The sequence below is a fragment of the Xanthomonas vesicatoria ATCC 35937 genome, assembly GCF_001908725.1.
GTDB classification, from domain to species: domain Bacteria; phylum Pseudomonadota; class Gammaproteobacteria; order Xanthomonadales; family Xanthomonadaceae; genus Xanthomonas; species Xanthomonas vesicatoria.
The window spans coordinates 3,780,266-3,804,773 of record NZ_CP018725.1; the positions used below are offsets into that span (position 1 = coordinate 3,780,266).

The window sequence follows — 24,508 nt, forward strand, 5'->3', positions numbered from 1 at the left end:
ATGGATGCTTCCCGCACTCAGGCATTGTGCAACGCGCGCGTACTCACCGATGACGGCCTGCAGGATGGCCTGGTCGTGCTGCTGGATGGTGCGCTGATCCAGGCGATCGTACCGGCCGACGATGTGCGCGTTGCGCAGGCGTACACGCGCGTGGACCTGGGCGGTGCCACCTTGTTGCCCGGCTTCATCGACATCCAGGTCAACGGCGGCGGCGGGGTGTTGTTCAACAACGCACGCGACCCACAGGCGCTGGCCAGCATTGCGGCAGCGCATCGCCGCTTCGGCACCACCGGCCTGCTGCCCACGCTGATCAGCGACACCGCAGAAGTGATGGCCGAAGCGATCGAGGCAACGCGCGCCGCCATCGCGCAAGGCGTGCCCGGCGTGCTCGGCATCCATCTGGAAGGCCCGTACCTGAGCCCCGCACGCAAGGGCACGCACGACGCGCACAAGTTCCGTGTGCCGGATGCGCAGGAAATTGCCGTCGACACTTCGCTGGAAAACGGCGTCACCCTGATCACGCTCGCCCCCGAGCGCGTACCACTGGATGACATCCGCGCCTTCGTGGCGGGCGGGGCGATCGTGTTCGCCGGCCACACCGCAGCCACTTACGAGCAGGCGCGCGATGGCATCGCCGCAGGCGTCAGCGGCTTTACGCACCTCTACAACGCCATGTCGCAACTGGCCGGGCGCGAGCCCAACGCCGTGGGCGCCGCGCTGGAAGATCCCAATGTGTGGTGTGGCGTCATCGTCGATGGCGTGCACGTGCATCCGGCCAGCCTGCGCGTGGCCCTGGCGGCCAAACCGCGCGGCAAGCTGCTGCTGGTCACCGATGCGATGCCGATGGTCGGTAGCGACAGCCCCAGCTTTGACCTGTACGGCGAAACCATCACTGCAGTGGATGGGGTGGTGCGCAATGCCGACGGCGCGCTTGCCGGCTCCGCCCTGGACATGGCCACCGCCGTGCGCAACAGCGTGCGCTGGTTGGGCGTGGATCTTGCCGAAGCTGCACGCATGGCGTCCACGTATCCGGCGCAATGCATCGGCCTGGGCGAGCGCCTGGGCCGCATCGCACCCGGCTACCAGGCCGATCTGGTACTGGTGGACGCCGACGTGCAGGTAGTGAACACCTGGGTGGCCGGGCAGCGCGACTGACGCTACGCATGATGGTTGCGCGTGCTGTCAGGCCGGCGTAGCCGATGGGCTGCGCCTGCAGCCGGCAACGACATGTCGTGTGTTCGAACCTAATGCTGAGGTGTAGTGTCTTTGCTCGCCGGCATGGGTGTCCATGCACTGCCGTCGCGGCAGCAGCGGCGATATGCCTGCAGGGCACCCGTCCAGACGGGTTGCGGTGCCCTGGTCGTTGCGTGCGGATCAGCGCCTGAATCATAGTCGCTGCGCATGGCTGGCGTTGCCATCCACCCGGGGCACGCCGTGGCTGCTAGAGTCGCGATCACCTTAAGGACAAGGCAGTACCGATGAGCAACGCACGGATGCGCTGGTGGTTGGTGGGATGGTTACTGTTCTGCATGCACGCGACCGCTGCAGCGGCGGCGCCCTGGCGGCTGGTTGCCGGCGGCACGGACTACCAATTGGAGGCGGCACAGGGCGATGTGCAGACGCCCGAGGGCGCCCGGTTGCGTCTGACCGCCGGCGCCAAGCGCACGGCGGCGTTTGGCGCTGTGGCCGTGCAACTCGATGCCACCGCGCTGCGTGGTCAGTCGCTGGCATTGGACGGCCTTTTGCACGCATCTCAAGCGATGCAGGGTGCAAATCTGTGGATGCGGGCAGTTGATGCGCAGGGCAAGGTCCTGGCATTCGAAACCTCGCAGGCTGATCGGGTGAGTGGCAGTGCTCAGGCACACCGTCGCATTGCGATGCAGATTCCCTCGCAAGCAAATCGATTGGCCGTCGGCGTGGTGCTGCGAGGCGAAGGTGCGGTCGAGGTGACCGGCTTGCGGCTGACGGCGCAAGCCAGCGTTGACGCTGCATCGGCGGCTGCGATCCTCGACGTCGCCATCCCGTCCATCCGTGACCACGCATTGCAGCGCACGCGCATCGATTGGGCTACCCGCGAGCCACAGCTGCGCGCGCAGGCCGCAGACATGCGCGAAGCTGACGCGTATGTCGCCATCGACGCACTGATCGCCGAGCTCGATGACGGCCACAGCTTCCTGACACGCCCCACGGCGCGGCGCCAGGAGGAGGCGCGCGCTGCCGCGCGACCTGCAGTGCAGGCACACTTGCTGCAACCGGATGTGGGCTATGTCGAGGTGACCGGCCTGATGACCTCGTCCGGTGATGTCAGGGGCGCCTATCAACGTGCGCTTGCCGCCGCGCTGGATGGCATGGCATCGCAAGCGCACTGTGGATGGATCGTCGATCTGCGACAGAACACCGGCGGCACGATGTGGCCGATGGTCAACGGGTTGCATGCGTTGCTGGGTGACCAGTTGCTCGGCTACTTCGTCGACTCAACAGGTCGGCAGATGCCCTGGCACGCGAAGCCTGCTGCCGGCACGCACGCGTCGCAAGCCGAGCGCGCGGTGGCCGTCCTGATCGGGCCACACACGGCAAGCGCGGGAGAGATGGTCGCCATCGCGTTCCGTGGGCGACCGGCAACGCGCAGTTTTGGCCAGCCTAGCGCGGGGAAGACCACCGGCAATCGCTCGGTGGATCTGCCCGGTGGTGGCGTTCTTGCAATTGCCAGCAGTGCCACGCAGGACCGCAATGCACAACAACTGGATGGCGCACTGCATCCGGATGTCGCAAGTGATCCGCAGGAAGACGCCATCGACGCGGCGGCGCAGTGGCTGCGCACGCAGCGGTGCTTAGAACTGCGGTGAGATACGCAAGGTGCAAGCGGTGATTGCGTTGCATATGCTCTAGCCGGAGGGCGGCGCTCGAGCACTCTGGCCACGATGCAGTTAACCAAGGTCCTGCATCTGTGTGGAGTGGCGGGCATGTCGCCATGTCGCAGAAATCGCGCTTGCGATTGCGCAACACCGCGCATGCGTGCGCGCAGATCCACGTGCGTGCATCAATAGCGATGCTCCTGCTTCAACTGCACCAACGCGGCACCCTGCATTGCAACATTTCGCTGCGCAGCCTGTTGGTGTCAGCTCGCGGGCGCGTTGGTCTGCATTGAAACCGCTGGGACTGCGATAGAGATCACGCTGTCATTCCATTATCCGCAGCAGAAACAGCGCATTTCGCACAAAAATAGATGATTCCGACGCCAGGTTGACAGTGCGGCTGTCGGAAGGCACCTTCGCTGATAACGTTGTCAGCGAACAGGAGCTTGTTCCAGCCGAACACACCACCGCGCCGGCCGTGCATTGGTTGGCGTCTCGATCCGCGCGCCATGTAGAGCCGCGTGGATCACTGCTTGCGATCCGGCACAGGGGACGGATGGCAGCACGGCGCGCGCAGCGCTTTAGAGCAACCCATCGGTTGCGACCTGACGTATCAGCCACGAGGTCTACGTAATGCTGTTTCCCCGCCTGTTCCCGTTGTCTGTTTCCGCAACAAGCCAACCCTCCGCGCGGCCAATCGACGCGCGCCATCGTCTCTGCGCAGCGCCGCAGATTGCTTTTACATCGCGATTTGCCAAGGCTGTTAAAGCCAGTCCAGTGCGTGCGCGTCGTGCTTCCTTGAATGACGCTGCAGCCAGACGTTGGCCGCAACGCACACGATTGAGCGCTGCGGTGCGCGGCTTGCTGATTGGTGGCGCCGCAATGAGTGGCGTGATGGCGCTTCCCGCCTCTGCGCAGCAACACTCCGAACCTGCGTCCGTACAACAGCCGTCCACCGCCGTGCCGTCGCAGCAACAGACGCCAGCCAATCCTTCGGTGTCCACGCTGGACGAAATCAAGGTGGTGGGTTACCAGGCCAGCCTTGGCAAGGCGCTTAACGTCAAGCGCAACGCCGATGCCATCGTCGATGCAATCAGCGCCGAAGACATCGGCAAGTTTCCGGACACCAATGTCGCCGAGTCGCTGTCGCGGCTCTCGGGAATTACCGTTGACCGTCAATTCGGCGAAGGCGAAAAGGTCAGCATCCTCGGCACCGACCCGGCGCTCAATCGGGTGCTGCTCAATGGTCAGACCATCGCCTCGACCAGTTGGGGCGGCGATCCCAACGACCCGGACAGCCGCTCGTTCAACTACAGCACGCTGGCGCCAGAAGTGGTGGGGCTGATGGAGGTCTACAAGACGCCGGAAGCGCGCATCGATGAAGGGTCTATCGGTGGCACGGTGATCGTGCACACGCGCAAGCCGCTGGATCTGGAGCGCAATACGCTGACCGGGACGGTGAGCTACGGTTATAACGACCGGTCCGAAGATGGCAAGCCCAACGCATCGGCGCTCTACAGCTGGAAGAATCAGGACGAGACCCTGGGTGTGCTCACCTCGGTGATGCATTCGCAGCGCGTGCTGCGCCGCGACGGCGTGGAAATCTTCGGGTACGACAATGTCGCCGGCGCGGGATTTCCGCCTGCGGTGGTCGGCAACAACACCGGTGTGTTTCCCACCTCGATCAACACTGCGCTGTTTCAGCAGACGCGTAAACGCGATGGCGTCAGCGCAGCGCTGCAGTGGAAACCCGATGCCGACTTCGAGCTCAACCTGACCGGCCTGTACGTCAAGGAAAGCTTCGACAACTACAACCAGAGCCGTTATGGCTACTGGGGTTCCAATCCGGGCGATGCACAGGCATTGGGCTTCGAAAACGGCGTGGCCACCTCCGGTACGTTCGGCGATCAGTCCACCACGTTCCTGGACGGTTACCTACGCAACAGCGACGTTACCACCGGCAGCATCCACTTGCGTGCCGACTGGCATGGCGACGGCTGGAATGCGTCGAGCCAGGTGGGCTACACCAGCTCGCAGGGCGGTGCCGAGCGCATCTACGGCATCCAGTTCCGCAATCTTGCCGGCTACAGCTACAACATCGACGGGCGCCGCACCGCGATGGACTACAGCACCGACCCCACCAATGCGGCGGCGATGCAGCTCAACAACGCGTCGGCCAGCCATAGCCCGCAGTACGACAAAGAGCGCTACCTGCAGCTGGACTTCGATCATGCGGTGGAGTGGGGGCCATTTACGCAACTCCTCACCGGCATCAAGCTCACCAATCACGCCACCGGGCAATCCTCGCACAGCCGCACCTGGAATCCGAACGACGTCAGCACCTTGGCGGATTTCTCGCCAGGCACCACGCCGTCCGGTTATCTGGACGGCCTATCGACCAGCGCCGACATGCAGCGCTGGTCCACCATCAATCGCGGTGCCATCGGCCACTACATCGGCGGACTGGAGGGCGACGACGGATTGCCGATCAGCTATGCCGGCAACTACAGCATCGAAGAGCAGAACCGTGCCTGGTTCCTGCAGGCCAACTTCTCCGGGGAGCGCTATCGCGGCAACATCGGCGTGCGCTATGTGCACACGCGCGACTCCACCGATGGCTTCAGCTACGCGCCGGGCGGCAGCTACACGCCGGTGAATTTTCTCAGCAGTTATGGCAAGTGGTTGCCGGCCTTCAATATCGCCTACGACCTGCGCGATGACCTGATGCTGCGTTTCGCCGCCTCCAAGGTGATCGCGCGGCCGCGCTACACCAACATGACCCCGTACGTCGCCACCGACGACACCACGTTGACCGCGTCTACCGGCAACCCTGGGTTGAGTCCCTACGAGTCGACCAATCTCGGTGCGTCGGTGGAATGGTATTTCTCCGACAGCAGTCTGCTCAGCGGCGAGTTCTTCTCGCGCGATATTTCCAACTACATCCTGACCACCGTGCAGGATCGGGTGTTCTTCAACAACGCCACCGGCGGCTCGAGCACCTATCAGACCTCGGTGCCGACCAATGCCGGCGACGCCAAGGTGCAAGGCGTGGCGCTCAATCTGCAGCACAACTTCGGCAACGGCTTCGGCGTGGTCGCCAACTACACGTATTCCGATTCCAACACCGATGGCGATTACAGCCTGCCGTACAACTCGCGCAACGCCTACAACATCAGCCCGTACTACGAGCAGGGCAAGTGGAGTGCGCGCGTCAATCTGGGCTGGCGCTCGGAGTACTTCACCCAGATCGGTCGCCTCAATGGCCAGCAGATGACCGATGCGTTTACCCAGGTGGATGCCTCGTTCGGCTATCAGGCCACCGAGCGGCTACGCGTGGCGCTGGAAGCCACCAACCTGCTGGACGAAACCTACTTCAGCTACATCGGCAACAAGAACCAGCCGTACTACATTTACAAGAACGGCCGCTCCTTCATGCTGAGCCTGAATTTCAAGATGTGAGCAATGCCGAGCGGCTGCGCGACGCAGCCGCTCGCGGCTGGAGCAGGTGACAGGGTGCGAGAACACCTGGATTGGACACGTTCGGATGTCCATCAGGTTCCGGTCGTCCGAGCCCGGCTGCACAGCGAGGCGAGCGAGACCGCTCAGATGCGTGCTTGATCGAGATGGCGATAGAAGAGGCGTGCAACCGCGATGCCGCATGGCTGCGACACCCGTGTCGCTGAGGTGCACAGCTAACGCCGGCGCACCAAAGATGCGATCAGGAACGTGCAGAAGAATCTTCGCTGCCGCTGCCCTGCTGGTTGTGGTTGCGCGCGTCGGCAATCGCCGCGATGCGCGCCTTCGTCAGGGCCTCGCCGATTTGTGGGCCGTGCAGGCCTTCGGCGGCCAGGTCACGTGCATTGATCGCCAGCGCGGCGGCGTGCAGGCGTTTGAGTTCGGCGCCTTGTGGATAGGCGGCATCTTCGCTGCCCAGCCTGCCGCGCTTGTCGGCCTCGCAAACCAGCGCCAGTTGCGCAATGCGCTCCGGCCGACGAAATGCATCGCAGCGCACCAGCAGTTCGTGCACCGTGCGGTGACGCAGTTCCGCCAGGCGATGAATGTTGAGGTGCTCGCGGCAGGCGGTGACGGCGAGGTGGCGATAGTCCTGCGGCACCTTGAGCCGTTCGCACAGCGCCTGCAGCGGGGCAACGCCGCGCTGTTCGTGCATCAGGTGGCGCGGCCATTGGTCCGGAGGAGTCAGCGCCTTGCCCAGGTCGTGGCTCAACGCGGCAAAGCCGATCAGCGCATCGCCAGGTGCCAGCCGCGCAGCCATGTCGCTGACCATCTCCTGATGGATCCCGGTATCCACTTCCGGGTGAAACTCGGCACGTTGGGGCACGCCATACAGCGCATCGAGTTCGGGCAGGATGACGCGTAGCGCATCGGCGTCGTGCAATGTGCGCAAGAACGCGGAGGGCTGGGCGCAGGTCAGGGCGCGGCGCAGTTCCTGCCACACGCGCTCGGGTACAAGGCTGTCCAGCTCGCCGCTGGCGGCCATCTCCCGCATCAGGGCGGCAGTGTCCGGTGCGATGGTGAACCCTAGCGGCGCCAGCCGCGCCATAAAGCGCGCTGCACGCAAGACGCGCACGGGGTCTTCGACAAAGGCCGGGCCCACATGCCGCAGCACGCGCGCCTGCAGGTCGCGGGCACCGCCGTACGGGTCGATCACCGTGCCGCTGTCTTCGTCGCGCGCCATCGCGTTGATGGTGAAGTCGCGGCGCAGCAGGTCTTCTTCCAGCGTCACCGACGGATCGGCATCCACCACAAAGCCGCGGTAGCCGCGCCCGGACTTGCGCTCGGTGCGGGCCAACGCATATTCCTCGCCGCTGCGCGGATGCAGGAACACCGGGAAGTCCTTCCCCACCGGTTTGAACCCCTGCGCCTGCATCTGCGCCTGGTCCGCGCCCACCACCACCCAGTCGCGGTCGCCGGCCGCTTGGCCAAGCAAGGCATCGCGGACTGCGCCGCCAACGAGATAGATCTTCATCGCGCCATGATGCCCGATGCGGTGCTTGCGTCGAAACAATGCGCGGCAAGTCCTTTGTTGTGTACGGCTTGCGTGTTGTTCCAGGTGGGGTCGGTCACCTAGATGCTGGCGTTTGCAAGCGATTGCATGGACGGACGATGTGTGAGGCCTCTATTCTGCGGGTTGGCTGCAGGGCCCGTGCTCGCCCGCCATCGCGGGACACGCTGCAAGTACGTCCATGTAGCTCTTTGGCGGCATCCATGCCCCAAAGGTCCCGTGACGGTAAGCGGGCAAAGGCGAGCCGCGAAGGTCGGTGTGCATGTGTGAGCGCTGCAGAACGTCGCTCTGCGAACCAATGGGGCGTTCTAGCTCTATCTCGCCAGTTCTGCGCCCACACGCGTCGAACGTGATAACGCAGCAATCCACAGCAGCACACTCGTCGCGACCCGCGTAGCAATCTGCTCCTCGTCCAAGCGCCGACCATCGTCATGGTGCGGTGTCCTTGCCGCTTGCGGGGCCCTGTGGCGGCATGGATGCCGCCACGGAGCGTCCATGGATGGATTCACAGCGTGTCCCGCAAGCGGTGAGGGCATCGCGCACTCGACTAGCTGGAGCATGCCGCGTCGAAACTGTGAGCCGTGCTCATGTCAGCTGGAGGATGCAAAGTCGCGACGACCGACCTGCGTGTTCGCTGCAGGGCCCTTGTCCTCCCACCATCGCGGGACACGCTGCAAGTACGTCCATGTAGCTCTTTGGCGGCATCCTTGCCGCCAAAGGTCCCGCGACGGTGAGTGGCAAGGACCCGCGACGATGTCGGTGTGCACCGTGGACGCAATTCGTGCTTCGTCGAGCTGAGCGATACGCCAGGTGCGCAACCGGGTGCTGCTGTCACGTCGGTGGCCGCTTGCACGGTGCGTGACCGTGCAGTTGTGGCGCACCGAGACGATCCGCTGCGTCAGATCTTGGCGCGTTGTTCCCGCAGGCCCGTCAATTGCACGGTCCAGTCGTTCAAACGCGCACGCTCCTGCTCAACGACTGCCGCCGGTGCGTTCTGCACGAAGGTGGCATTGCCGAGTTTGCCGTTGCACTTGCCGATTTCGCTTTCCACGCGCTTGATCTCCTTGTCCAGGCGGGTGCGCTCGGCCTCCATATCGACCAGGCCTTCCAGCGGCACCAGCAGCGTCAGCTCGCCCACGATGGCGGTCGCTGCCGGCGGGGTGTCATGGCCGGCGTCCAGCCAGTCGATGGTGTCCAGCTTCAGCAGAAACGACAGCTGCGATGCGAAGCGCGATACGCGCGTGCGGTCCTCGGCGGTGCCGGCCTGCAGCAACAGCTGCACCTGCTTGGACGGCGGTACGTTCAGCTCGCTGCGCACGCGACGCAATGCCGACACCATCGACTTGAGCCATTCGACATCGGTCTCTGCGCTGGCATAGCTGCTGGTCTCCACATCGCCGACCTGCGGGAACGTCTGCAGAGAGATCGTTGCCGCCGTGATGCCCAGGCGGGGAGCGACCTGTTGCCACAGCTCCTCGGTGACGAACGGGGTGAGCGGGTGCAGCAGGCGCAGCAACGATTCGAGCACGTACAGCAGGGTGTGGCGTGTGCTGACCGCAGCGTCGTTGTCCTGCACTGCACCGTTGAGCGCAGGCTTTGCCAGCTCCACGAACCAATCGCAGAACGCATTCCAGGCAAATTCGTACAACGCCTGGGTCAGCAGGTCGAAGCGGTAGTTGGCGTAGTGCGCATGCGTTTCCGCAGTGACCTTGTCCAGCCGCGCCAGGATCCACTTCTCCGCTTCGGTACGCGGTTGCGGCACGCCGGTGAAGCGCGCGCCTTCGGTGTTCATCAACACGAAGCGCGTGGCGTTCCACAGCTTGTTGCAGAAATTCTTGTAGCCCTCGGCGCGGCCCAGGTCGAACTTGATGTCGCGGCCATGCGTGGCGAGTGCGGCGATGGTGAAGCGCAGCGCATCGGCGCCGTGGGCGATGATGCCATCGGGGAATTCGCGACGCGTGGCTTTCTCGATCTTTGGCGCATCCTTGGGCTTCATCAGCCCGGTGGTGCGCTTGGCCACCAGATCTTCGATGCTGATGCCGTCGATGATGTCCAGCGGATCGAGCACATTGCCCTTGGACTTGGACATCTTCTGGCCCTGCGCATCGCGGATCAGGCCGGTGATGTAGACATCGCGGAACGGCACCTGGCCGGTGAAGCTGTCGGTGGCCATGATCATGCGCGCCACCCAGAAGAAGATGATGTCGAAGCCGGTGACCAGCACCGACGACGGTAGGTAGCGCGCGAAACCGCGCTCGGCCATCGCATCGGCGTCCGGCCAGCCCAGCGTGGAGAACGGCCACAGTTGCGAGGAGAACCAGGTCTCCAGCACGTCGCTGTCCTGATGCAAGGCGATCTGCGCACCCAAACCGTGCTTGGCGCGCACCTCGGCTTCGTCGTGGCCGACGTAGCACTTGCCGGCCTCGTCGAACCACGCCGGAATGCGATGGCCCCACCACAGCTGGCGGCTGATGCACCAATCCTGGATGTTTTCCATCCAGTGGCGATAGGTGTTGATCCAGTTCGGCGGCACGAACTGGATCTGGCCGCTTTCCACCAGCTCCAGGCCGCGCTTGGCCAGTGCGTCCATTTTGACGAACCACTGGTCGGTGAGATACGGCTCGATCACCTGACCGGTGCGGTCGCCGCGCGGCACTTGCAGTTTGTGCGGCTTGGTCTCAACCAATAGGCCCAACTCCTCCAACTCCGACAGCACCAGCTTGCGTGCGTCGTAGCGATCCAGGCCGCGGTAGCGCTCCGGTGCGTTGTCGTTGATGGTGGCGGTGACGGTGAACAGGTTGATCAGCGGCAAGTCGTGCCGCACACCCACCTGGTAGTCGTTGAAATCATGCGCAGGCGTGACCTTGACCACGCCGGTGCCGAAGGCGCGATCGACATAGTCGTCGGTGATCACCGGGACCTGGCGGCCGGTCAGTGGCAGTACGATGCGTGCGTTGTGAAGCGTCGCGTAGCGCGCATCGTCCGGGTGCACCATCACGGCGGTGTCGCCCAGCATGGTTTCCGGGCGCGTGGTGGCCACCACCAGGTAATCGCGGGTTTCGCGCAGGGTCTCGACGCCGTCTGCATCGTGCTCGACGTGCTCGTAGGTCGCGCCATCGGCCAGCGGGTAGCGGATCGACCACAAAAAGCCGTCTTCTTCGACGTTTTCCACTTCCAGGTCGGAAATGGCGGTCTTCAGCACCGGGTCCCAGTTGACCAGCCGCTGGCCGCGATAGATCAGGCCCTGCTCGTACCAGCGCACAAAGGCTTCGTTGACCGCGGCCGACGGTTGCGGGTCCATGGTGAAGGTGCTGCGCGACCAGTCGCTGGAGGTGCCCAGGCGACGCATCTGGCGCTCGATCGTGTCGCCGGACTGCGCCTTCCATTCCCAGACTTTGGCGATGAACCCTTCGCGCCCGAGCGAGTCGCGCGTTTCGCCGTTGCCTTCCAGAGCCAGATTGCGCGACACCACCATCTCGGTAGCGATGCCGGCGTGGTCGGTGCCTACCTGCCACAGCGTGTCGAAACCGCGCATGCGGTGGTAGCGCACCAGCGCATCCATCAGCGTCTGCTGAAACGCATGGCCCATGTGCAGCGTGCCAGTCACGTTCGGCGGCGGCAGCAGCACGGTGTAAGGCTCACCCTTGCCGGACGGCACGAAATAACCGGCCGCCTCCCACTGCGCGTACAGGCGCGATTCGAAGGAGGACGGGTCGTAGCTGGAGGCGAGGGTGGTCATAAGGCGGGGAATGGGGAGTCGGGAATAGGGAATGGGTAGAGCGGGGGTGCTGATCGGTGACGGTCCAATGGGAGGGAGCCAAGTTTCGACTCCCCATTCCCCATTCTCGATTCCCGATTCACATGTCGTATTTGGTCAGTTCCAGGCCCAGGGCCTTGTACTGTTTCCAGCGTTCACGCAGTGGTTCGCGGGCGGCGGGGTCGGCGGGCACCACTTCCAGCACGCGGTCGCAGGCGCCCAGGTAGGGGTCGTCGCGCAGGTTGATCACTAGCGGTCTCGAGGGCGCGGCGAACTCGGGCGTGGCGATCAGTACCGGCGCCAGTTCGTCTTCCTCATCGGTGCCGGCGATCTGGTGCGGCACGTAGGCTTCGTCGTCGAACGCCCACAACAGGTCGTCCAGCGCCTCTGCCTGCGCGGCATCGCGCGCCAGGATCAGCGTGGACAGGTTGGCGTCGTTGGCCTTGCGCGCCAGCTCGCAGACCAGCCGCAGCGGTTCGTCGAGGAAGCGCGGCTTGGCGATCAGGTAAAAGTCGGCACGGGGCATGGGAAGGTCACGAAACGGGAGGGAAAACGGATTCAGCGATGAACACGCCGAGCATGAACAGCAGGCCGGAAGCCAATATCGCCAGCACGAACCCGCCCATTGCGCGCAGGCGCCGGCCCACCGGCCGCGAGCGATACAGATAGATGGGGATGAACACCAGCCAGGCCAGCACCATCCCGATGTTGATCCACATCGGTCGGCGGAAGCCCTGCCGGCGGCTGTCGGCCGCCAGCCACACGAAGATCAGCACCAGCAATACCGCAAATCGCAGCAGATCGTTGGCAGGGCCGGTCCAGCCAGGCAGCGCGCTGGTGGCCCCGTCCGCCAGGGTGAACCCGGCGATCAGGGCCAATGCAGCGCGTGGCGACATCAGGCGGCGCGATCCAGCAACCACTGGGTCAGCAGACCCACCGGGCGACCGGTGGCCATGCCGCGCTTGCCTTCGTCGCTGGCCACGCCGGCGATGTCCAGATGCGCCCAGCGCTGGTTTTCGGTGAAGCGCGACAGGAAGCAGCCGGCGGTGATTGCGCCGCCCCAGCGACCGCCGATGTTGTAGACGTCGGCGAAGGTGGAATCCAGCAGGCCCTGGTACTCGTCCCACAGCGGCAGGCGCCAGGCGCGGTCGAACACGTGCTCGCCTGCGGCCAGCAGCTCGTTGGCCAGGTCATCGTGCTTGCTCATCAGGCCGGCGGTCTGGTGGCCCAGGGCCACCATGCAGGCACCGGTCAGCGTGGCCACATCCACCAGCGCTTCGGGGTTGAAGCGCTCGGCGTAGGTCAGCGCATCGCACAGGATCAGGCGACCTTCGGCGTCGGTATTGCCGACCTCGATGGTCTTGCCGGACATGCTGGTGATCACGTCCGAGGGGCGGTAGGCATTGCCGTCGATGGCGTTTTCCACCGCCGGCACCACCACCACCAGGTTGATCGGCAGTTCGGCCTTGACCGCGGCCACGAAGGTGCCGATGACGTTGGCGCCACCACACATGTCGTACTTCATTTCCTCGATGCCGCCCTGCGTCTTGAGGTTAACGCCGCCGGTATCGAAGGTGATGCCCTTGCCGACCAGCACATACGGGCGCGCGTCGCCGCCGCCGTTCCACTTCAGCACGATCAGCCGTGGACGGTTGGCAGAGCCGCGCGCCACCGACAACAGCGAGCCCATGCCCAGCGACTCCATCTGCGCCTCGTCCAGGATCTCGGCCTCGGCGCCGGTGTACTTGCCGGCGAATGCGGCCGCGGTGTCGGCCAGGTAGGCCGGGGTGCAGTAGTTCGGCGGCAGGTTGCCCAGCTCGCGGGCGAACTCCACGCCCTCGGCGGTGGCGATGCCCACGGCCAGCGCGCGGGCATCGTCGCCGGCGATCGCCAGGGTGGTCAGGCCGGTCTCGTCGACCTTCTTCTTGCCCAGCGTGGCAGTGTAGCGATAGGCCGCATGGTCGCTGACGATGACTGCCTGACGGATATTCCAGGCCGCGTCGCGGGCCTTGACGGCGAGTTCGGTCAGGGTGAGCAGGGCGGTGCCGACCGCGCCGGTCTTCAGCGCGCGGGTCGCATCGCCGATGGCCTTGAGGTAGGGCGCCACGCCGAATTTGCCGGTCTCGCCCAGCCCGACCACCAGCACGCGTGGGGCGGTCACGCCGGGCAGGTCGTGGACCAGGGTGGTGCTGCCGGTTTTGGCAACCACGTCGCCGCGTGCCACCAGGGCCGTCAGGCGGCCCTGGCTGGCGCTGTCCAGTGCCTGGCCAGCGGGCGAAAGGGTCTTGTCGGCGAACACGCCAACCACGATGCAGTCGACGGCGGCGCTTGCCGGCGCGTCTTGGTTCAGGGTGAATTGCAGGGCCATTGATCAGATTCCGTAGGCAAATCCGTACAATCGCGGGCTGTTTACGCCAACCTGACTAGGCTGGCGACGCCGCGAACGAATCCGAGAGTTTAAAACAAGCCCACCCTATGCCGAAGCTCGATCGATATCTGCTTAGCGATTTCACCCAGAGCTTCCTGGCCACCTTGATCGTGCTGCTGGTCGTCAGCGTCGGCGGCGTCCTGGTGGATATCCTCGGCAATATTGCCGACGGCCGCATCCCCGCTCGCTTGCTGCTGTCGCAGGTGGGCCTGCAATTCGTCGCCTATCTGCCGATCATCCTGCCGCTGGCGTTGATGCTGGGCCTGTTATTGGCGCTGGCAAGGCTGTACCGCGATTCAGAAATGGCGGTCATCACCGCCATCGGCGTCGGCCCCAAGCGCATGTTGCGGCCGATGCTGATGCTGGTGGTGCCGGTGGTGATCATCATCGGGCTGTGCTCGCTGTGGCTGGGCCCGTGGGCCAGCCGCACCGCCGAGACCATGCTGGAAGACGCCAACCGCAGCGTGCTGATGGCCGGCCTGGAGTCGGGCAAGTTCACTCCGCTGTCCGGCGGCGGCGTGGTCTACCTGACCACGATCTCCGCAGATGGCAAGAACCTGGGCAAGGTCTTCATGCAGCGGCAGAAGGACGACCGCCTCGACGTAGTCACTGCCGAGCGTGGCGCGATGTTCTTCGAAGGCAAGACCGACCGCTACCTGCGCCTGGAAGATGGCTACCGCATCGAAGGCCCGGCCGCCGGCGACACCCTGGACTACCGCTTGATGAAGTTCGCCAGCAATGACGTGGCCTTGCCCGACCGCACCCGGACCCACGACGCCAACGACCCGGAAGTGATGTGGACCACGCAGTTACTCTCCGATGAACGCCCGGCGGCACGCGCGCAGCTGCACGAGCGCCTGGCGCCGCCGCTGCTGGCGCTGGCCTTTGCCCTGCTGACCTTGCCGCTGTCGCGCAGCGCACCGCGGCAACAGCGTTACGGCCGGATCATGCTGGCCTTCCTGGCCTACATGGTGGGCACCAATCTGATGATCGTCGGCACCCAGTGGATCGCCAACGGCAAGACCCCGGCTGCGCTGGGCCTGTGGTGGCTGACGCTGCCGCTGCTGGCGGTGGCGGTCTGGGCGTATGCGCGCGATGGCCGCGTGCGTCGGCCGAGGGCAGACGCATGAGGCTCACCCCGCGGGTCCATGATTGGTACGTCGGCCGCGTGGTGTTGTTCACCGTGCTGCTGACCTGGGCGGTGCTGTTGGGCCTGGATCTGGTCAACGCTTTCGCCAGCGAGGCCAAGAATATCGGCCAGGGCAGCTACAGCTTTGGTCACGCGGTGGCCTTTGTGGCCTACACCGTGCCGCGTCGCGCCTACACCTTGTTCCCCACCGCCGCCGTGATCGGCGCCCTGATGGGCCTGGGCCAGCTGGCGGCCACCTCCGAGCTGACTGCCTTGCGCGCGCTGGGCGTCTCGCGCAAGCGCATGTCGGCCTCGGTGGTGGCGGCGATGGCGTTGTTGACCGCCAGCATGGTGATCAGCGGCGAGACCGTCGGGCCCTGGGCGCAGAACCAGGCAGATACCCTCAAGACCAGTGCTCGCTACAACAGCGACATGGCAATGGCTCGCTACTCGGGCCTGTGGGCGCGTGAAGGAAATACCTTCCTCAATGCGCTTGGCGGTGAAGAGAAATTGCTCGCTAATGGCGGCACCGCGCTGAGCTTGCACGATGTACGCCTCTACAACCTGGATACCAACGGCAGGCTGCAACAGCTGACCTACGCATCGGTGGCCGAGCACCGCGACGGCCGATGGACGCTGCGCCAGGTGCGTCGCGATACTTTCCAGGACCGCTCGGTGCAGCGCGAAACCTTCCCCGAACTGCCATGGCAGTCGCAGCTGAGCCCGGCGGCGTTGGCGTCTGGGCTGGCCAAGCCGCGCAATCTTTCCGCACACGAGCTGCAACAGAGCATCGAGTACCGCCGACGCAACGGACTGGACGCGCGCGATTACGAAGACCAGTACTGGAGCCGCTGGTTCTACCCGCTCAACGTATTGGCACTGTGCATGGCAGCGATTCCGTTCTCGTTCGGTTCGCTGCGCAGCGGCGGCCTGGGCAAGCGGCTGTTTCTGGGCATCCTGTTCGCCCTCGGCTTCTGGCTGCTGCAGCTGTTCTTCGGCCGTATGGCCGGTGCGCTCAAGCTCGATTACCGCATCGCCTATGCGCTGCCACCGATGGTGATGCTGGGCGTGTCGGCATGGTTGTTCCGGCGGCGAAGTAGTTGACGCGGATGCGTCGGTTCAGCGTCTTTGGGGCCGTGCTTTGCCTGCTATACGTCGCCGTGACTGCGTTGTGCGTCTGGGCGGCCAACGGCGCTGGTGGCGACCCCAAGGGATATTTTGTGTTGCTGCAGTTGCCGCTGACACCACAGCTCGCCGCGCTTGATGCACTGAATGCTGATGCCTGGTTGACCGGTATGCCCTGGTTGACCGGCTATTTACTGCTGGTTCCGCCGTTTCTGGCAGTGCTGTATTTGTTCGGCTATGCCGTGCAATGGCTGATCGAGCGCCCTTCGGTACGCAGGAATTGAGCCGGCGCTCGTCTCGGTTCGATGCATGTGAATTGCCTAGCGCGCGAGCGGTTGCCTGGTGGGTGCCTCGCATGACGGCCTTGCTCGGGCCGCGTGCCTTAGCGATCAGCAAAATGCCTGCCTGATCAGTTCAGCGCTTCGGTGTGCGCTGCAGGCGGGTGCCGCTGGCGCGGTCATGCCACGTCAAACGATCGCGATCGATCCACGCCCACCAGAATCCGAGTCCGCCCAACGCCAGCGACAGCGTGCCCACCGCATAGCGGATCCACAGCGCGCGCCAGGTGGCTTGCGGCCCGACCAGCGACAACCGCCACGGGCGCATGCCCAGGGTCTGGCCGCCGCGCCGCCAGCTCAGCGTGGCGTACACGCCGGCAGCGATCCAGCAGCACAGCCAGAGCAGCCACTGCCAGGCGCTGAATGGTGCGATGTTTTCGCGTGCCGGATGCCCGGCCAGGGTGAAGCCCAGCGTAAACCCGGCCGACATCAGCATCCATAGTGCCAGCACCGGCCAGGCGTCGTAGCACATGGACAGCAGCCGCCAATGCAGCAGGGCGGCCGGCGGTGGGGAATCGGATGCGGCGATCGACGTCATGGCGCGAGCATAGCGGGCGCTGGCGATCCGGCAACGCCGCGCTGCAGTAACGGCATATCGAAGGTGCAACTTGCGACACCGGCGATGCGAAACGGCAAAGTGGCTGCGGCCGGTACGTGGCGCTGGTGGCCATGCGCCACACTCCGGTGGTTACCACGCTCAACAGCGTGTGCATGCACGCGCAAAACAGGGCAAGCAGATCGTCTGCGCCGCCATGCGCAAGTGGCTGCATCTGGTCTACGGCGTCCTCATATCGGGCACCGTGTTTGCCCCCCACAAATCCCTTGCCGGATGAGGGGCAAGGCGGCATCTACGTTGGTTGTGTGCGCAGATGGATTTATGCGCGCGATGGGCCTCCCCGCAAAGTTCGTTACCCGCGTGGGTGATGCTTGGCGTGCAGCTTCTGCAGGTGCTGCCTCGCCACCAGCGTGTAGATCTGGGTGGTCGACAGCGAGCTGTGGCCCAGCAGCATCTGCAGCGCGCGCAGGTCTGCACCGTGGTTGAGCAGGTGGGTCGCAAAACTGTGCCGCAGGCCGTGCGGGCTGACCGTTGCCGGGTCGATGCCAGCGACCGCCGCATAACGTTTGACCAAGGCCCAGAAGTGCTGGCGGCTGGGCGGCTGGCGGGCCGCATCGATGAACAGCGGCACCTGGCCGTCCACCGCTGCCACGGCCTTGTGATCGGCCAGCAGCGGGCGCGCCTCGTGCAGATAGCGCTCCAGCCAATGCTGCGACTCTTCGCCCAGTGGCACCAGGCGTTCCTTGCTGCCCTTGCCGGTCACTCGCAGCACGCCCTGGCGCAGGTTGACGCCCACCGCCGGCAGGTTCACCAGCTCGCTGACGCGCAGGCCGGCTGCGTACATCAACTCAAGCATGGCGCGGTCGCGCAGGCCAAGCGGTGTCTGGATATCCGGCGCCGCCAGCAAGGCGTCGATCTGTGTTTCGGTCAGCGCCTTGGGCAGCGAGCGCGGCAATCGGGGCGGGTCGAGCAGGGCGGTGGGATCGTCGCTGCGCACGCCATCGCGCAGGCACAGGCCATAGAAGGCGCGCAAGGTCGACAATAGCCGGGCATTGCTGCGCGGCGAATATCTGGCTTCGGTCCGCCAGCGCAGGTAATCGAACAACACCGACCGATCGATACCCAGCAAGCCGCCGCCGGCACCATCGCGCCAGCGTGCCAGCCCTTCCAGATCCCGTCGGTAACTGTCCAGCGTCTGCCGCGCCACGCCCTGCTCGGCCCACAAGCGATCCAGAAAGCGCTCGATGGCGGCGGCATCGGCCGCCTGCACCGGCGGCAGCTGTTGGGTACGTTGGCGACGTTCGGCGGGACTGCTGGCTGGCATCCCCACAGCATAGAACGTGCCACGCATAGTGCGATGCGCCATGTGGGTGATCAGCCACGTATGGCGAGCGCGTGCCTTGCCGCATCGGGGGCAATGTCTGGCGCCCCAAAGCCAGTCGCACAAAGCGCCTGATGTTGCCCGCTCGCGTGGTGGCAGGCTGGCAGGCCGTGGCGCACCACGTGCAGGACGACATGCAGCTATACGCGAATGTCTGCCCAGATCGCATGCGTAGGGCGCGCGCCCGGGTGCGAGGCAGTTGGTTGGGAAACCGCTGCACCCCGCTGCTCTAAGCGCTGACTTGGCAGTGCCACGCCTAACAATCCCGACGTCTGACCTTGCAGCGCCATGGATCACCCACGTAGCCGCGCACCCGGGCGCGACGGCCGTCGCCGGGATGCCAGCCCCACCTACGCGTTCCAACGCCCCAAAAAACGCTGCATCGGCTGTGTCAAGCGCAACAAGCCGGTCGTCTGAACCAGGAGCACCACGAACCCAGCGGCGAGTGAGCGAACAAACTGTCGCGGCCGCTGCCAGGCTTCATCCACCCTGTGCGAGAATCCAGTCACCCCGATTCGACTGGATGCGTGAATGTATCGTCTTGCCATTGCCGCGCTGCTGGGCGCGCTCAGCCTTACCGCCTGCGCACAATCGTCGCAGCCTGCGGCAAGCAACGCCGGCACCAAGCCAGCTGCCGCTGCCGCCCCGGCTGCAACCGGCAATGTGGATCAGCGCGTAGGCGCTGCCCTCAAGGCGCTGGACCCGGACTTCAAGCCGGATTACATCGGCGCCGCGCCGTTCCCCGGGTTTCGCGAGGTGGTGGTCGGTGGGCAAGTGCTGTATGTCAGCGATGACGGCCGTTACCTGATCCAGGCGCAGCCGTTCGACATCCAGAACAAGCAGTTCGCCGCCAGCCCGGGTCTGCTGGCGTACCGTCGCAAGCAGCTGGAGACCGTACCCAAGGCCGACCGCATCGTGTTCGCGCCGGCCAATCCCAAGTACACCGTCACCGTGTTCACCGACGTGGAGTGCGGCTACTGCCGCAAGCTGCACAGCGAGATCGGCGAGCTCAACAAGCAGGGCATTGCGGTCGAATACCTGGCCTTCCCGCGGATGGGCCTGGGCAGCCAGGACCACAAGGAAATGATCGCCGTGTGGTGCGCGGCCGACCGCAAGCAGGCCTTGACGGCGGCAAAGTCGGGCCAGCCGGTGAATTCCAAGGATTGCAAGAACCCGGTGTCGATGGAATATACGCTGGGCCAGCGCCTGGGCGTCAACGGCACCCCGGCGATCTTTGCGCCGGACGGCACCCAGCTCGGCGGTTACCTGCCGCCGGCACAGCTGCGCGAAGCGCTGGAAAAGCGCGCCGTCACCACGGCGGGCGGCAGCCGCTGATCCACATCGACGCGGTCGTGTGACGCCGCGTCGGCGCTGGCCCTCGCTGGCTGGACGCTCATTAGAGGGCCGGGATGCGTCTGCGTTCCGGCCTTTTGCGTTTGGGGGATGGCGTGGCTGGCTGGATCGAGCGGCCGGGTGGCGTCCGGCTGCGGCTTGCGCAAGCGGTGGTGTGGATCGGCTGCGTCCGGCGCGCAGATGTTGCCACTGCCAGATGTCGCGCCTGCGCCAGTGGCAGGGCCACGATGGCGGTGCGGAGGAAGACAGGCACGGCAGAGCGCTGCCAACCAGCGCGTTAGCCATACGGCCAATCGCCAACGCGTTGGTCAGACAGCCAGTCGCCAGGTCGCTTCGCTCGGCCGTCCACCGTTCACGATGGCCGCGTCGAACGAGAGTGGGCCGGCGGTCGTCGGCCTGATTGGCTGGCCGCCTGCCTTCGGCCGCACGCGCGACCGACGCCGACCCATCGGCTCCGTTACAATCTGCAGCCCCGTTTCTGACACGGTTCCCCGGACATGATGGTCCTCGAGGGCGCTTCCGCCCTTTCGCCGTTCCGCCGCGCTCGGCTCGAAACCCGCCTGCAAACCCTCGTCCCTGCGCTGCGCATCACCGGCGCCTGGCACGTGTATTTCATCCGCGCCGAGGCCGGGCAGTCGCCCGATCCGGCTACCTTGCAGCGGATCCTGCAGGCGCAAGCGGACCCCGCGCCGCGTGACGAACAGGCGTCCTCGCACTACGTGGTGCCGCGTCTGGGCACGCTGTCGCCGTGGTCGAGCAAGGCCACCGAACTGGTGCGCGGCGCCGGGCAGCCGATCCAGCGCGTGGAGCGCGGTACCCGCATCGATCTGGTCGGCTGGCCGGCCGACGCAGCGATGCAGGCCGCCGTAGCCAAGCTGCTGCACGACCCGATGACGCAATCGCTGCTGGGGTCGACCGCAGCGGCCGAAGCCCTGTTCAACGTGCCCGACCCCGGCCATCTGCAGCGCGTGCCGCTGGATGGGCTGGAACAGGCCAACCGCGACCTGGGCCTGGCCCTGGCGCAGGACGAGATCGACTACCTGCGCGAGCGCTTCGCCGAACTGGGGCGCGACCCGGCCGATGTCGAGCTGATGATGTTTGCGCAGGCCAACTCCGAGCACTGCCGGCACAAGATCTTCAACGCCAGCTGGACCATCGACGGCAAGCCGCAGGAACGCTCGCTGTTCCGCATGATCAAGCACACCCACCAGCAGACCCCACAAAACACCTTGTCGGCCTACAGCGACAACGCGGCGGTGGTGGAAGGTGTGCCGGCCGCGCGCTATCGCCCGGACCCGGTGACCGGCCAGTACCGCAGCGAAGCGGTGCTGCCGTCGGCATTCGCCATCAAGGTGGAAACGCATAACCACCCGACCGCGATCGCGCCGTTTCCCGGTGCGGCCACCGGTGCCGGTGGCGAGATCCGCGACGAAGGCGCCACCGGTCGTGGCGGCAAGCCCAAGGCCGGCCTGACCGGTTTCAGCGTTTCGCATCTGCGCATTCCGACCCTTCCGCAGCCGTGGGAAGCGCCGCGCGCGCTGAACCCGCGCATGGCCCCGGCGTTGGACATCATGCTCGATGGCCCGCTCGGCGGCGCCGCGTTCAACAACGAATTCGGCCGCCCGAACCTGCTCGGGTATTTCCGCAGCTTCGAGCTGGCCGAAGGCCCGGGCCTGACCCGTGCCTACGACAAGCCGATCATGCTGGCCGGCGGCCTGGGCGCGATCGATCGCAACCAGGTCGAAAAGCTGCGCCTGCAGCCGGGCGATGCGGTGATCGTGCTGGGCGGCCCGGCGATGCTGATCGGCCTGGGTGGCGGTGCCGCCAGTTCGGTAGCCGCCGGCGACAGCGCCGAGGCGCTGGATTTCGCCAGCGTACAGCGCGAAAACCCGGAGATGGAGCGCCGCTGCCAGGAGGTCATCGACCGCTGCGTGGCGCTGGGCATCGACAACCCGATCCGCTGGTTCCACGACGTGGGCGCGGGCGGGCTGTCCAATGCCATCCCCGAGTTGCTGCACGACTCCGGCGTGGGCGGCATCATCGACCTGGGCCGCGTGCTCAGCGACGACCCCTCGTTGTCGCCGCTGGAGCTGTGGTGCAACGAATCGCAGGAGCGCTACGTGCTGGGCGTGCCGCAGGCGCGTCTGCAGGAATTTGCCGACATTTGCGCTCGCGAGCGCTGCCCGTTTGCCGCCGTCGGCGTGGCCACGGCCGAGGAGCGGCTGGTGGTGGGATACGGCGTCCTGGACGCCGGGAATCGGGAATCGGGAATCGGGAATGGCGCGCTGCCGGTTGCCGATGCCGCTTCTCCCCATTCCCCATTCCCCACTCCCGATTCCCAGCTGCCGATCGACCTGCCGATGGATGTCCTCTTTGGCAAGGCGCCGAAGATGCATCGCGATGCGGTGCATCCGCCGGCGCCGCAGTGGCCGGTGTTGCAGACCGCAACGCTGGATCTGCAGCAGGCCGGGTTGCGGGTGCTGGCGCATCCCACGGTGGCGTCCAAGAGCTTCCTGGTCACCATCGGCGACCGCAGCGTGGGTGGCTTGACCGCGCGCGAGCAGATGATCGGGCCGTGGCAGCTGCCGCTGGCCGATTGCGCGATCACTTTGGCCGGCTTCGAGACCTTCGAAGGCGAGGCGATGTCGATCGGCGAGCGCACCCCGCTGGCGCTGTTGAACGCCGCTGCGTCCGCACGCATGGCCGTCGGTGAGGCGATCACCAACCTGTGTGCCGCGCCGGTGCAGTCGCTGGACAGCATCAAGCTGTCGGCCAACTGGATGGCCGCCGCCGGTCATGCTGGCGAAGACGCCCTGTTGTACGACGCCGTGCGTGCGATCGGCATGGAGTTGTGCCCGGCGCTGGAGCTGAGCGTGCCGGTGGGCAAGGACTCGCTGTCGATGCAGGCGCAGTGGGTTGCCGGGAATGGGGAATCGGGAATTGGGAATGGCGAAACGCCGCAGCCCTCCGCTTCCACCATTCCCCATTCCCCATTCCCCATTCCCGGAGAAATGCTGAAAAGCGTTTCTCCGGTCTCGCTGATCATCAGCGCCTTTGCGCCGGTCTGCGATGTCCGCACGCAGCTGACGCCGTTGTTGCGCAACGACGAAGAAAGCGAGTTGTGGTTGATCGGGCTGGGCGGCGGCAAGCAGCGCCTGGGCGGCTCGGTATTAGCGCAGGTATATGCCGATGATGCGGCCCTACCGGCATTCGGCGGCGAAGTGCCGGACCTGGAAGATGCGCAACGGCTGCGCAGTTTCTTCGAATTGATCCGCGATGCGCGCGAGAGCGGGTTGCTGCTGGCGTATCACGATCGCAGCGATGGCGGCGCGTTTGCGGCGCTGTGCGAGATGGCCTTTGCCTCGCGTCAGGGCCTGGATATCACGCTGGATGCGTGGGGCGACGATGCGTTCCGCAGCCTGTTCAATGAAGAACTCGGTGCAGTGGTGCAGATCGCCAGCGAAGATCGCGCCGCGTTTGCCGATCTGGTCGAGCGACATGCACTGACCGAATGCGCGCAACGTATCGCGCGTCCCACCGGCGCGCCGCGCGTGCGGGTGAGCGGGCAGGGGCGCGTGCTGGCGGAATGGCGTTGGGAAGAGTTGTTCGATGCCTGGTGGTCGGTGACCCACGCCATGCAGAAGCTGCGCGACAACCCGGACAGTGCCGACGAAGAGCGCGCGCTGGCGCGCGATTTCCAGGCGCCCGGCTTGCGTCCCAAGTTGGTGTTCGACCCGTCCGAGGACGTGGCCGCGCCGTTCGTGGCGACCGGTGCGCGGCCCAAGGTGGCGATCCTGCGCGAGCAGGGCGTCAACGGGCAGATCGAAATGGCCTACAACTTCGAACGCGCCGGCTTCAGCGCATTCGACGTGCACATGAGCGACCTGATCGAAGGGCGCGTGGATCTGGCGCAATTTTCCGGCTTCGCCGCCTGTGGCGGTTTCAGCTACGGCGACGTGCTGGGCGCCGGCCGTGGCTGGGCCACCTCGATCCTGGAGCGCGCGGCATTGCACGATGCATTCGCCGCGTTCTTCGCGCGCAGCGATACGTTCGCGTTGGGTGTGTGCAATGGTTGCCAGATGCTCAGCCAGCTCAAGGACATCATTCCAGGTGCCGGGCACTGGCCGCGCTTCCTGCGCAATCGCAGCGAGCAGTTCGAAGCGCGTACCGCGCTGCTGGAAGTGGTGGAGTCGCCGTCGATCTTCCTGCGCGGCATGGCCGGCTCGCGGATTCCGGTGGCAGTAGCGCATGGGGAAGGCCGTGCGGAGTTCGACACGGCCGTGGACCAGGCAGCCGCACGCGTGGCGCTGCGTTTCATCGACGGCAACGGTGCGGTGGCATCGCAATACCCGCTCAACCCGAACGGGTCGCCGGACGGCATCACCGGGCTGACCAGCACCGATGGCCGCGCCACCATCCTGATGCCGCATTCCGAGCGCACGCCGCGCACGGCGAACCTGAGTTGGCATCCGGCCGACTGGGGCGACGATTCGCCGTGGCTGCGGATGTTCCGTAACGCGCGGGTGTGGTGCGGTTGAGTCGGTGATCGCTAGCCGCGTGCGC

General features: G+C 65.6%; 15 protein-coding genes. 8 read left to right on the top strand and 7 right to left on the bottom strand.

Annotation, left to right across the window (positions count from 1 at the left end; translation table 11 throughout):
- The 3 genes from nagA (at position 1) to BJD12_RS16410 (ending at position 6,314) form a co-directional block, all read left to right on the top strand.
- Positions 1 to 1,155, top strand: a complete 1,155-nt coding sequence (nagA, locus tag BJD12_RS16400; RefSeq protein ID WP_005995980.1) for an N-acetylglucosamine-6-phosphate deacetylase — start codon at positions 1 to 3, stop codon at positions 1,153 to 1,155.
- 374 nt (positions 1,156 to 1,529) lie between these two features.
- On the top strand, positions 1,530 to 2,846 hold the full coding sequence (locus BJD12_RS16405) for a S41 family peptidase (protein ID WP_229003561.1): 1,317 nt from the start codon (positions 1,530 to 1,532) through the stop codon (positions 2,844 to 2,846).
- Between the two features lie 891 nt (positions 2,847 to 3,737).
- Positions 3,738 to 6,314 (top strand): TonB-dependent receptor, encoded by a 2,577-nt coding sequence (locus BJD12_RS16410; protein WP_005995977.1) that lies wholly within the window; start codon positions 3,738 to 3,740, stop codon positions 6,312 to 6,314.
- Positions 6,315 to 6,573: 259 nt separating this feature from the next.
- Here BJD12_RS16410 and BJD12_RS16415 read toward each other — a convergent pair whose 3' ends face one another.
- The 5 genes from BJD12_RS16415 to BJD12_RS16445 form a co-directional block, all read right to left on the bottom strand.
- The gene (locus tag BJD12_RS16415) at positions 6,574 to 7,842 is read right to left on the bottom strand and encodes a multifunctional CCA addition/repair protein (RefSeq protein ID WP_005995974.1); all 1,269 of its coding nucleotides are present in this window, start codon (positions 7,840 to 7,842) and stop codon (positions 6,574 to 6,576) included.
- Positions 7,843 to 8,776: 934 nt separating this feature from the next.
- Positions 8,777 to 11,617 (bottom strand): valine--tRNA ligase, encoded by a 2,841-nt coding sequence (locus tag BJD12_RS16430; protein WP_005995972.1) that lies wholly within the window; start codon positions 11,615 to 11,617, stop codon positions 8,777 to 8,779.
- Between the two features lie 118 nt (positions 11,618 to 11,735).
- Entirely contained in the window at positions 11,736 to 12,161 is a 426-nt protein-coding gene (locus BJD12_RS16435; RefSeq protein ID WP_005995970.1) for a DNA polymerase III subunit chi, read from the bottom strand.
- Between the two features lie 7 nt (positions 12,162 to 12,168).
- Positions 12,169 to 12,531, bottom strand: coding sequence for a hypothetical protein (locus BJD12_RS16440; RefSeq protein ID WP_005995967.1), 363 nt, complete (start codon positions 12,529 to 12,531; stop codon positions 12,169 to 12,171).
- Positions 12,531 to 14,003 carry a leucyl aminopeptidase gene (locus BJD12_RS16445; RefSeq protein ID WP_005995965.1) on the bottom strand — a complete coding sequence of 491 codons (1,473 nt, stop codon included), beginning with the start codon at positions 14,001 to 14,003 and terminating at the stop codon, positions 12,531 to 12,533. Before BJD12_RS16445 ends, BJD12_RS16440 begins: the two co-directional genes overlap by 1 nt.
- Before the next feature lie 107 nt (positions 14,004 to 14,110).
- Here BJD12_RS16445 and lptF point away from each other — a divergent pair, with 107 nt between their 5' ends.
- Genes lptF through BJD12_RS16460 form a run of 3 tightly spaced genes read left to right on the top strand, consistent with a single transcriptional unit; the run spans position 14,111 to position 16,601 of the window.
- Positions 14,111 to 15,193, top strand: coding sequence for an LPS export ABC transporter permease LptF (gene lptF / locus BJD12_RS16450; protein WP_005995963.1), 1,083 nt, complete (start codon positions 14,111 to 14,113; stop codon positions 15,191 to 15,193).
- On the top strand, positions 15,190 to 16,296 hold the full coding sequence (gene lptG / locus BJD12_RS16455) for an LPS export ABC transporter permease LptG (protein ID WP_005995961.1): 1,107 nt from the start codon (positions 15,190 to 15,192) through the stop codon (positions 16,294 to 16,296). Before lptF ends, lptG begins: the two co-directional genes overlap by 4 nt.
- A 5-nt stretch (positions 16,297 to 16,301) precedes the next feature.
- Positions 16,302 to 16,601, top strand: coding sequence for a hypothetical protein (locus BJD12_RS16460; protein ID WP_005995959.1), 300 nt, complete (start codon positions 16,302 to 16,304; stop codon positions 16,599 to 16,601).
- 130 nt (positions 16,602 to 16,731) lie between these two features.
- On the opposite strand, the gene BJD12_RS16465 is transcribed toward BJD12_RS16460, so the two are convergent.
- Positions 16,732 to 17,193, bottom strand: a complete 462-nt coding sequence (locus BJD12_RS16465) for an RDD family protein (protein WP_005995957.1) — start codon at positions 17,191 to 17,193, stop codon at positions 16,732 to 16,734.
- Between the two features lie 370 nt (positions 17,194 to 17,563).
- Complete coding sequence (gene xerD, locus BJD12_RS16470; protein ID WP_039425027.1) at positions 17,564 to 18,535, bottom strand: site-specific tyrosine recombinase XerD; 972 nt, start codon at positions 18,533 to 18,535, stop codon at positions 17,564 to 17,566.
- Between the two features lie 588 nt (positions 18,536 to 19,123).
- Between xerD and BJD12_RS16475 the strand changes: the two genes are divergently transcribed.
- The gene (locus BJD12_RS16475) at positions 19,124 to 19,927 is read left to right on the top strand and encodes a DsbC family protein (protein WP_005995955.1); all 804 of its coding nucleotides are present in this window, start codon (positions 19,124 to 19,126) and stop codon (positions 19,925 to 19,927) included.
- 515 nt (positions 19,928 to 20,442) lie between these two features.
- On the top strand, positions 20,443 to 24,483 hold the full coding sequence (purL, locus tag BJD12_RS16485) for a phosphoribosylformylglycinamidine synthase (protein WP_005995954.1): 4,041 nt from the start codon (positions 20,443 to 20,445) through the stop codon (positions 24,481 to 24,483).
- Positions 24,484 to 24,508 lie beyond the last annotated feature (25 nt).

Coding starts and splice junctions, on each gene's coding strand:
- nagA (WP_005995980.1), top strand. CDS start 1: ATGGATGCTTCCCGCACTCAGGCATTGTGCAACGCGCGCGTACTCACC.
- BJD12_RS16405 (WP_229003561.1), top strand. CDS start 1,530: ATGCACGCGACCGCTGCAGCGGCGGCGCCCTGGCGGCTGGTTGCCGGC.
- BJD12_RS16410 (WP_005995977.1), top strand. CDS start 3,738: ATGAGTGGCGTGATGGCGCTTCCCGCCTCTGCGCAGCAACACTCCGAA.
- BJD12_RS16415 (WP_005995974.1), bottom strand. CDS start 7,842: ATGAAGATCTATCTCGTTGGCGGCGCAGTCCGCGATGCCTTGCTTGGC.
- BJD12_RS16430 (WP_005995972.1), bottom strand. CDS start 11,617: ATGACCACCCTCGCCTCCAGCTACGACCCGTCCTCCTTCGAATCGCGC.
- BJD12_RS16435 (WP_005995970.1), bottom strand. CDS start 12,161: ATGCCCCGTGCCGACTTTTACCTGATCGCCAAGCCGCGCTTCCTCGAC.
- BJD12_RS16440 (WP_005995967.1), bottom strand. CDS start 12,531: ATGTCGCCACGCGCTGCATTGGCCCTGATCGCCGGGTTCACCCTGGCG.
- BJD12_RS16445 (WP_005995965.1), bottom strand. CDS start 14,003: ATGGCCCTGCAATTCACCCTGAACCAAGACGCGCCGGCAAGCGCCGCC.
- lptF (WP_005995963.1), top strand. CDS start 14,111: ATGCCGAAGCTCGATCGATATCTGCTTAGCGATTTCACCCAGAGCTTC.
- lptG (WP_005995961.1), top strand. CDS start 15,190: ATGAGGCTCACCCCGCGGGTCCATGATTGGTACGTCGGCCGCGTGGTG.
- BJD12_RS16460 (WP_005995959.1), top strand. CDS start 16,302: ATGCGTCGGTTCAGCGTCTTTGGGGCCGTGCTTTGCCTGCTATACGTC.
- BJD12_RS16465 (WP_005995957.1), bottom strand. CDS start 17,193: ATGACGTCGATCGCCGCATCCGATTCCCCACCGCCGGCCGCCCTGCTG.
- xerD (WP_039425027.1), bottom strand. CDS start 18,535: ATGCCAGCCAGCAGTCCCGCCGAACGTCGCCAACGTACCCAACAGCTG.
- BJD12_RS16475 (WP_005995955.1), top strand. CDS start 19,124: ATGTATCGTCTTGCCATTGCCGCGCTGCTGGGCGCGCTCAGCCTTACC.
- purL (WP_005995954.1), top strand. CDS start 20,443: ATGATGGTCCTCGAGGGCGCTTCCGCCCTTTCGCCGTTCCGCCGCGCT.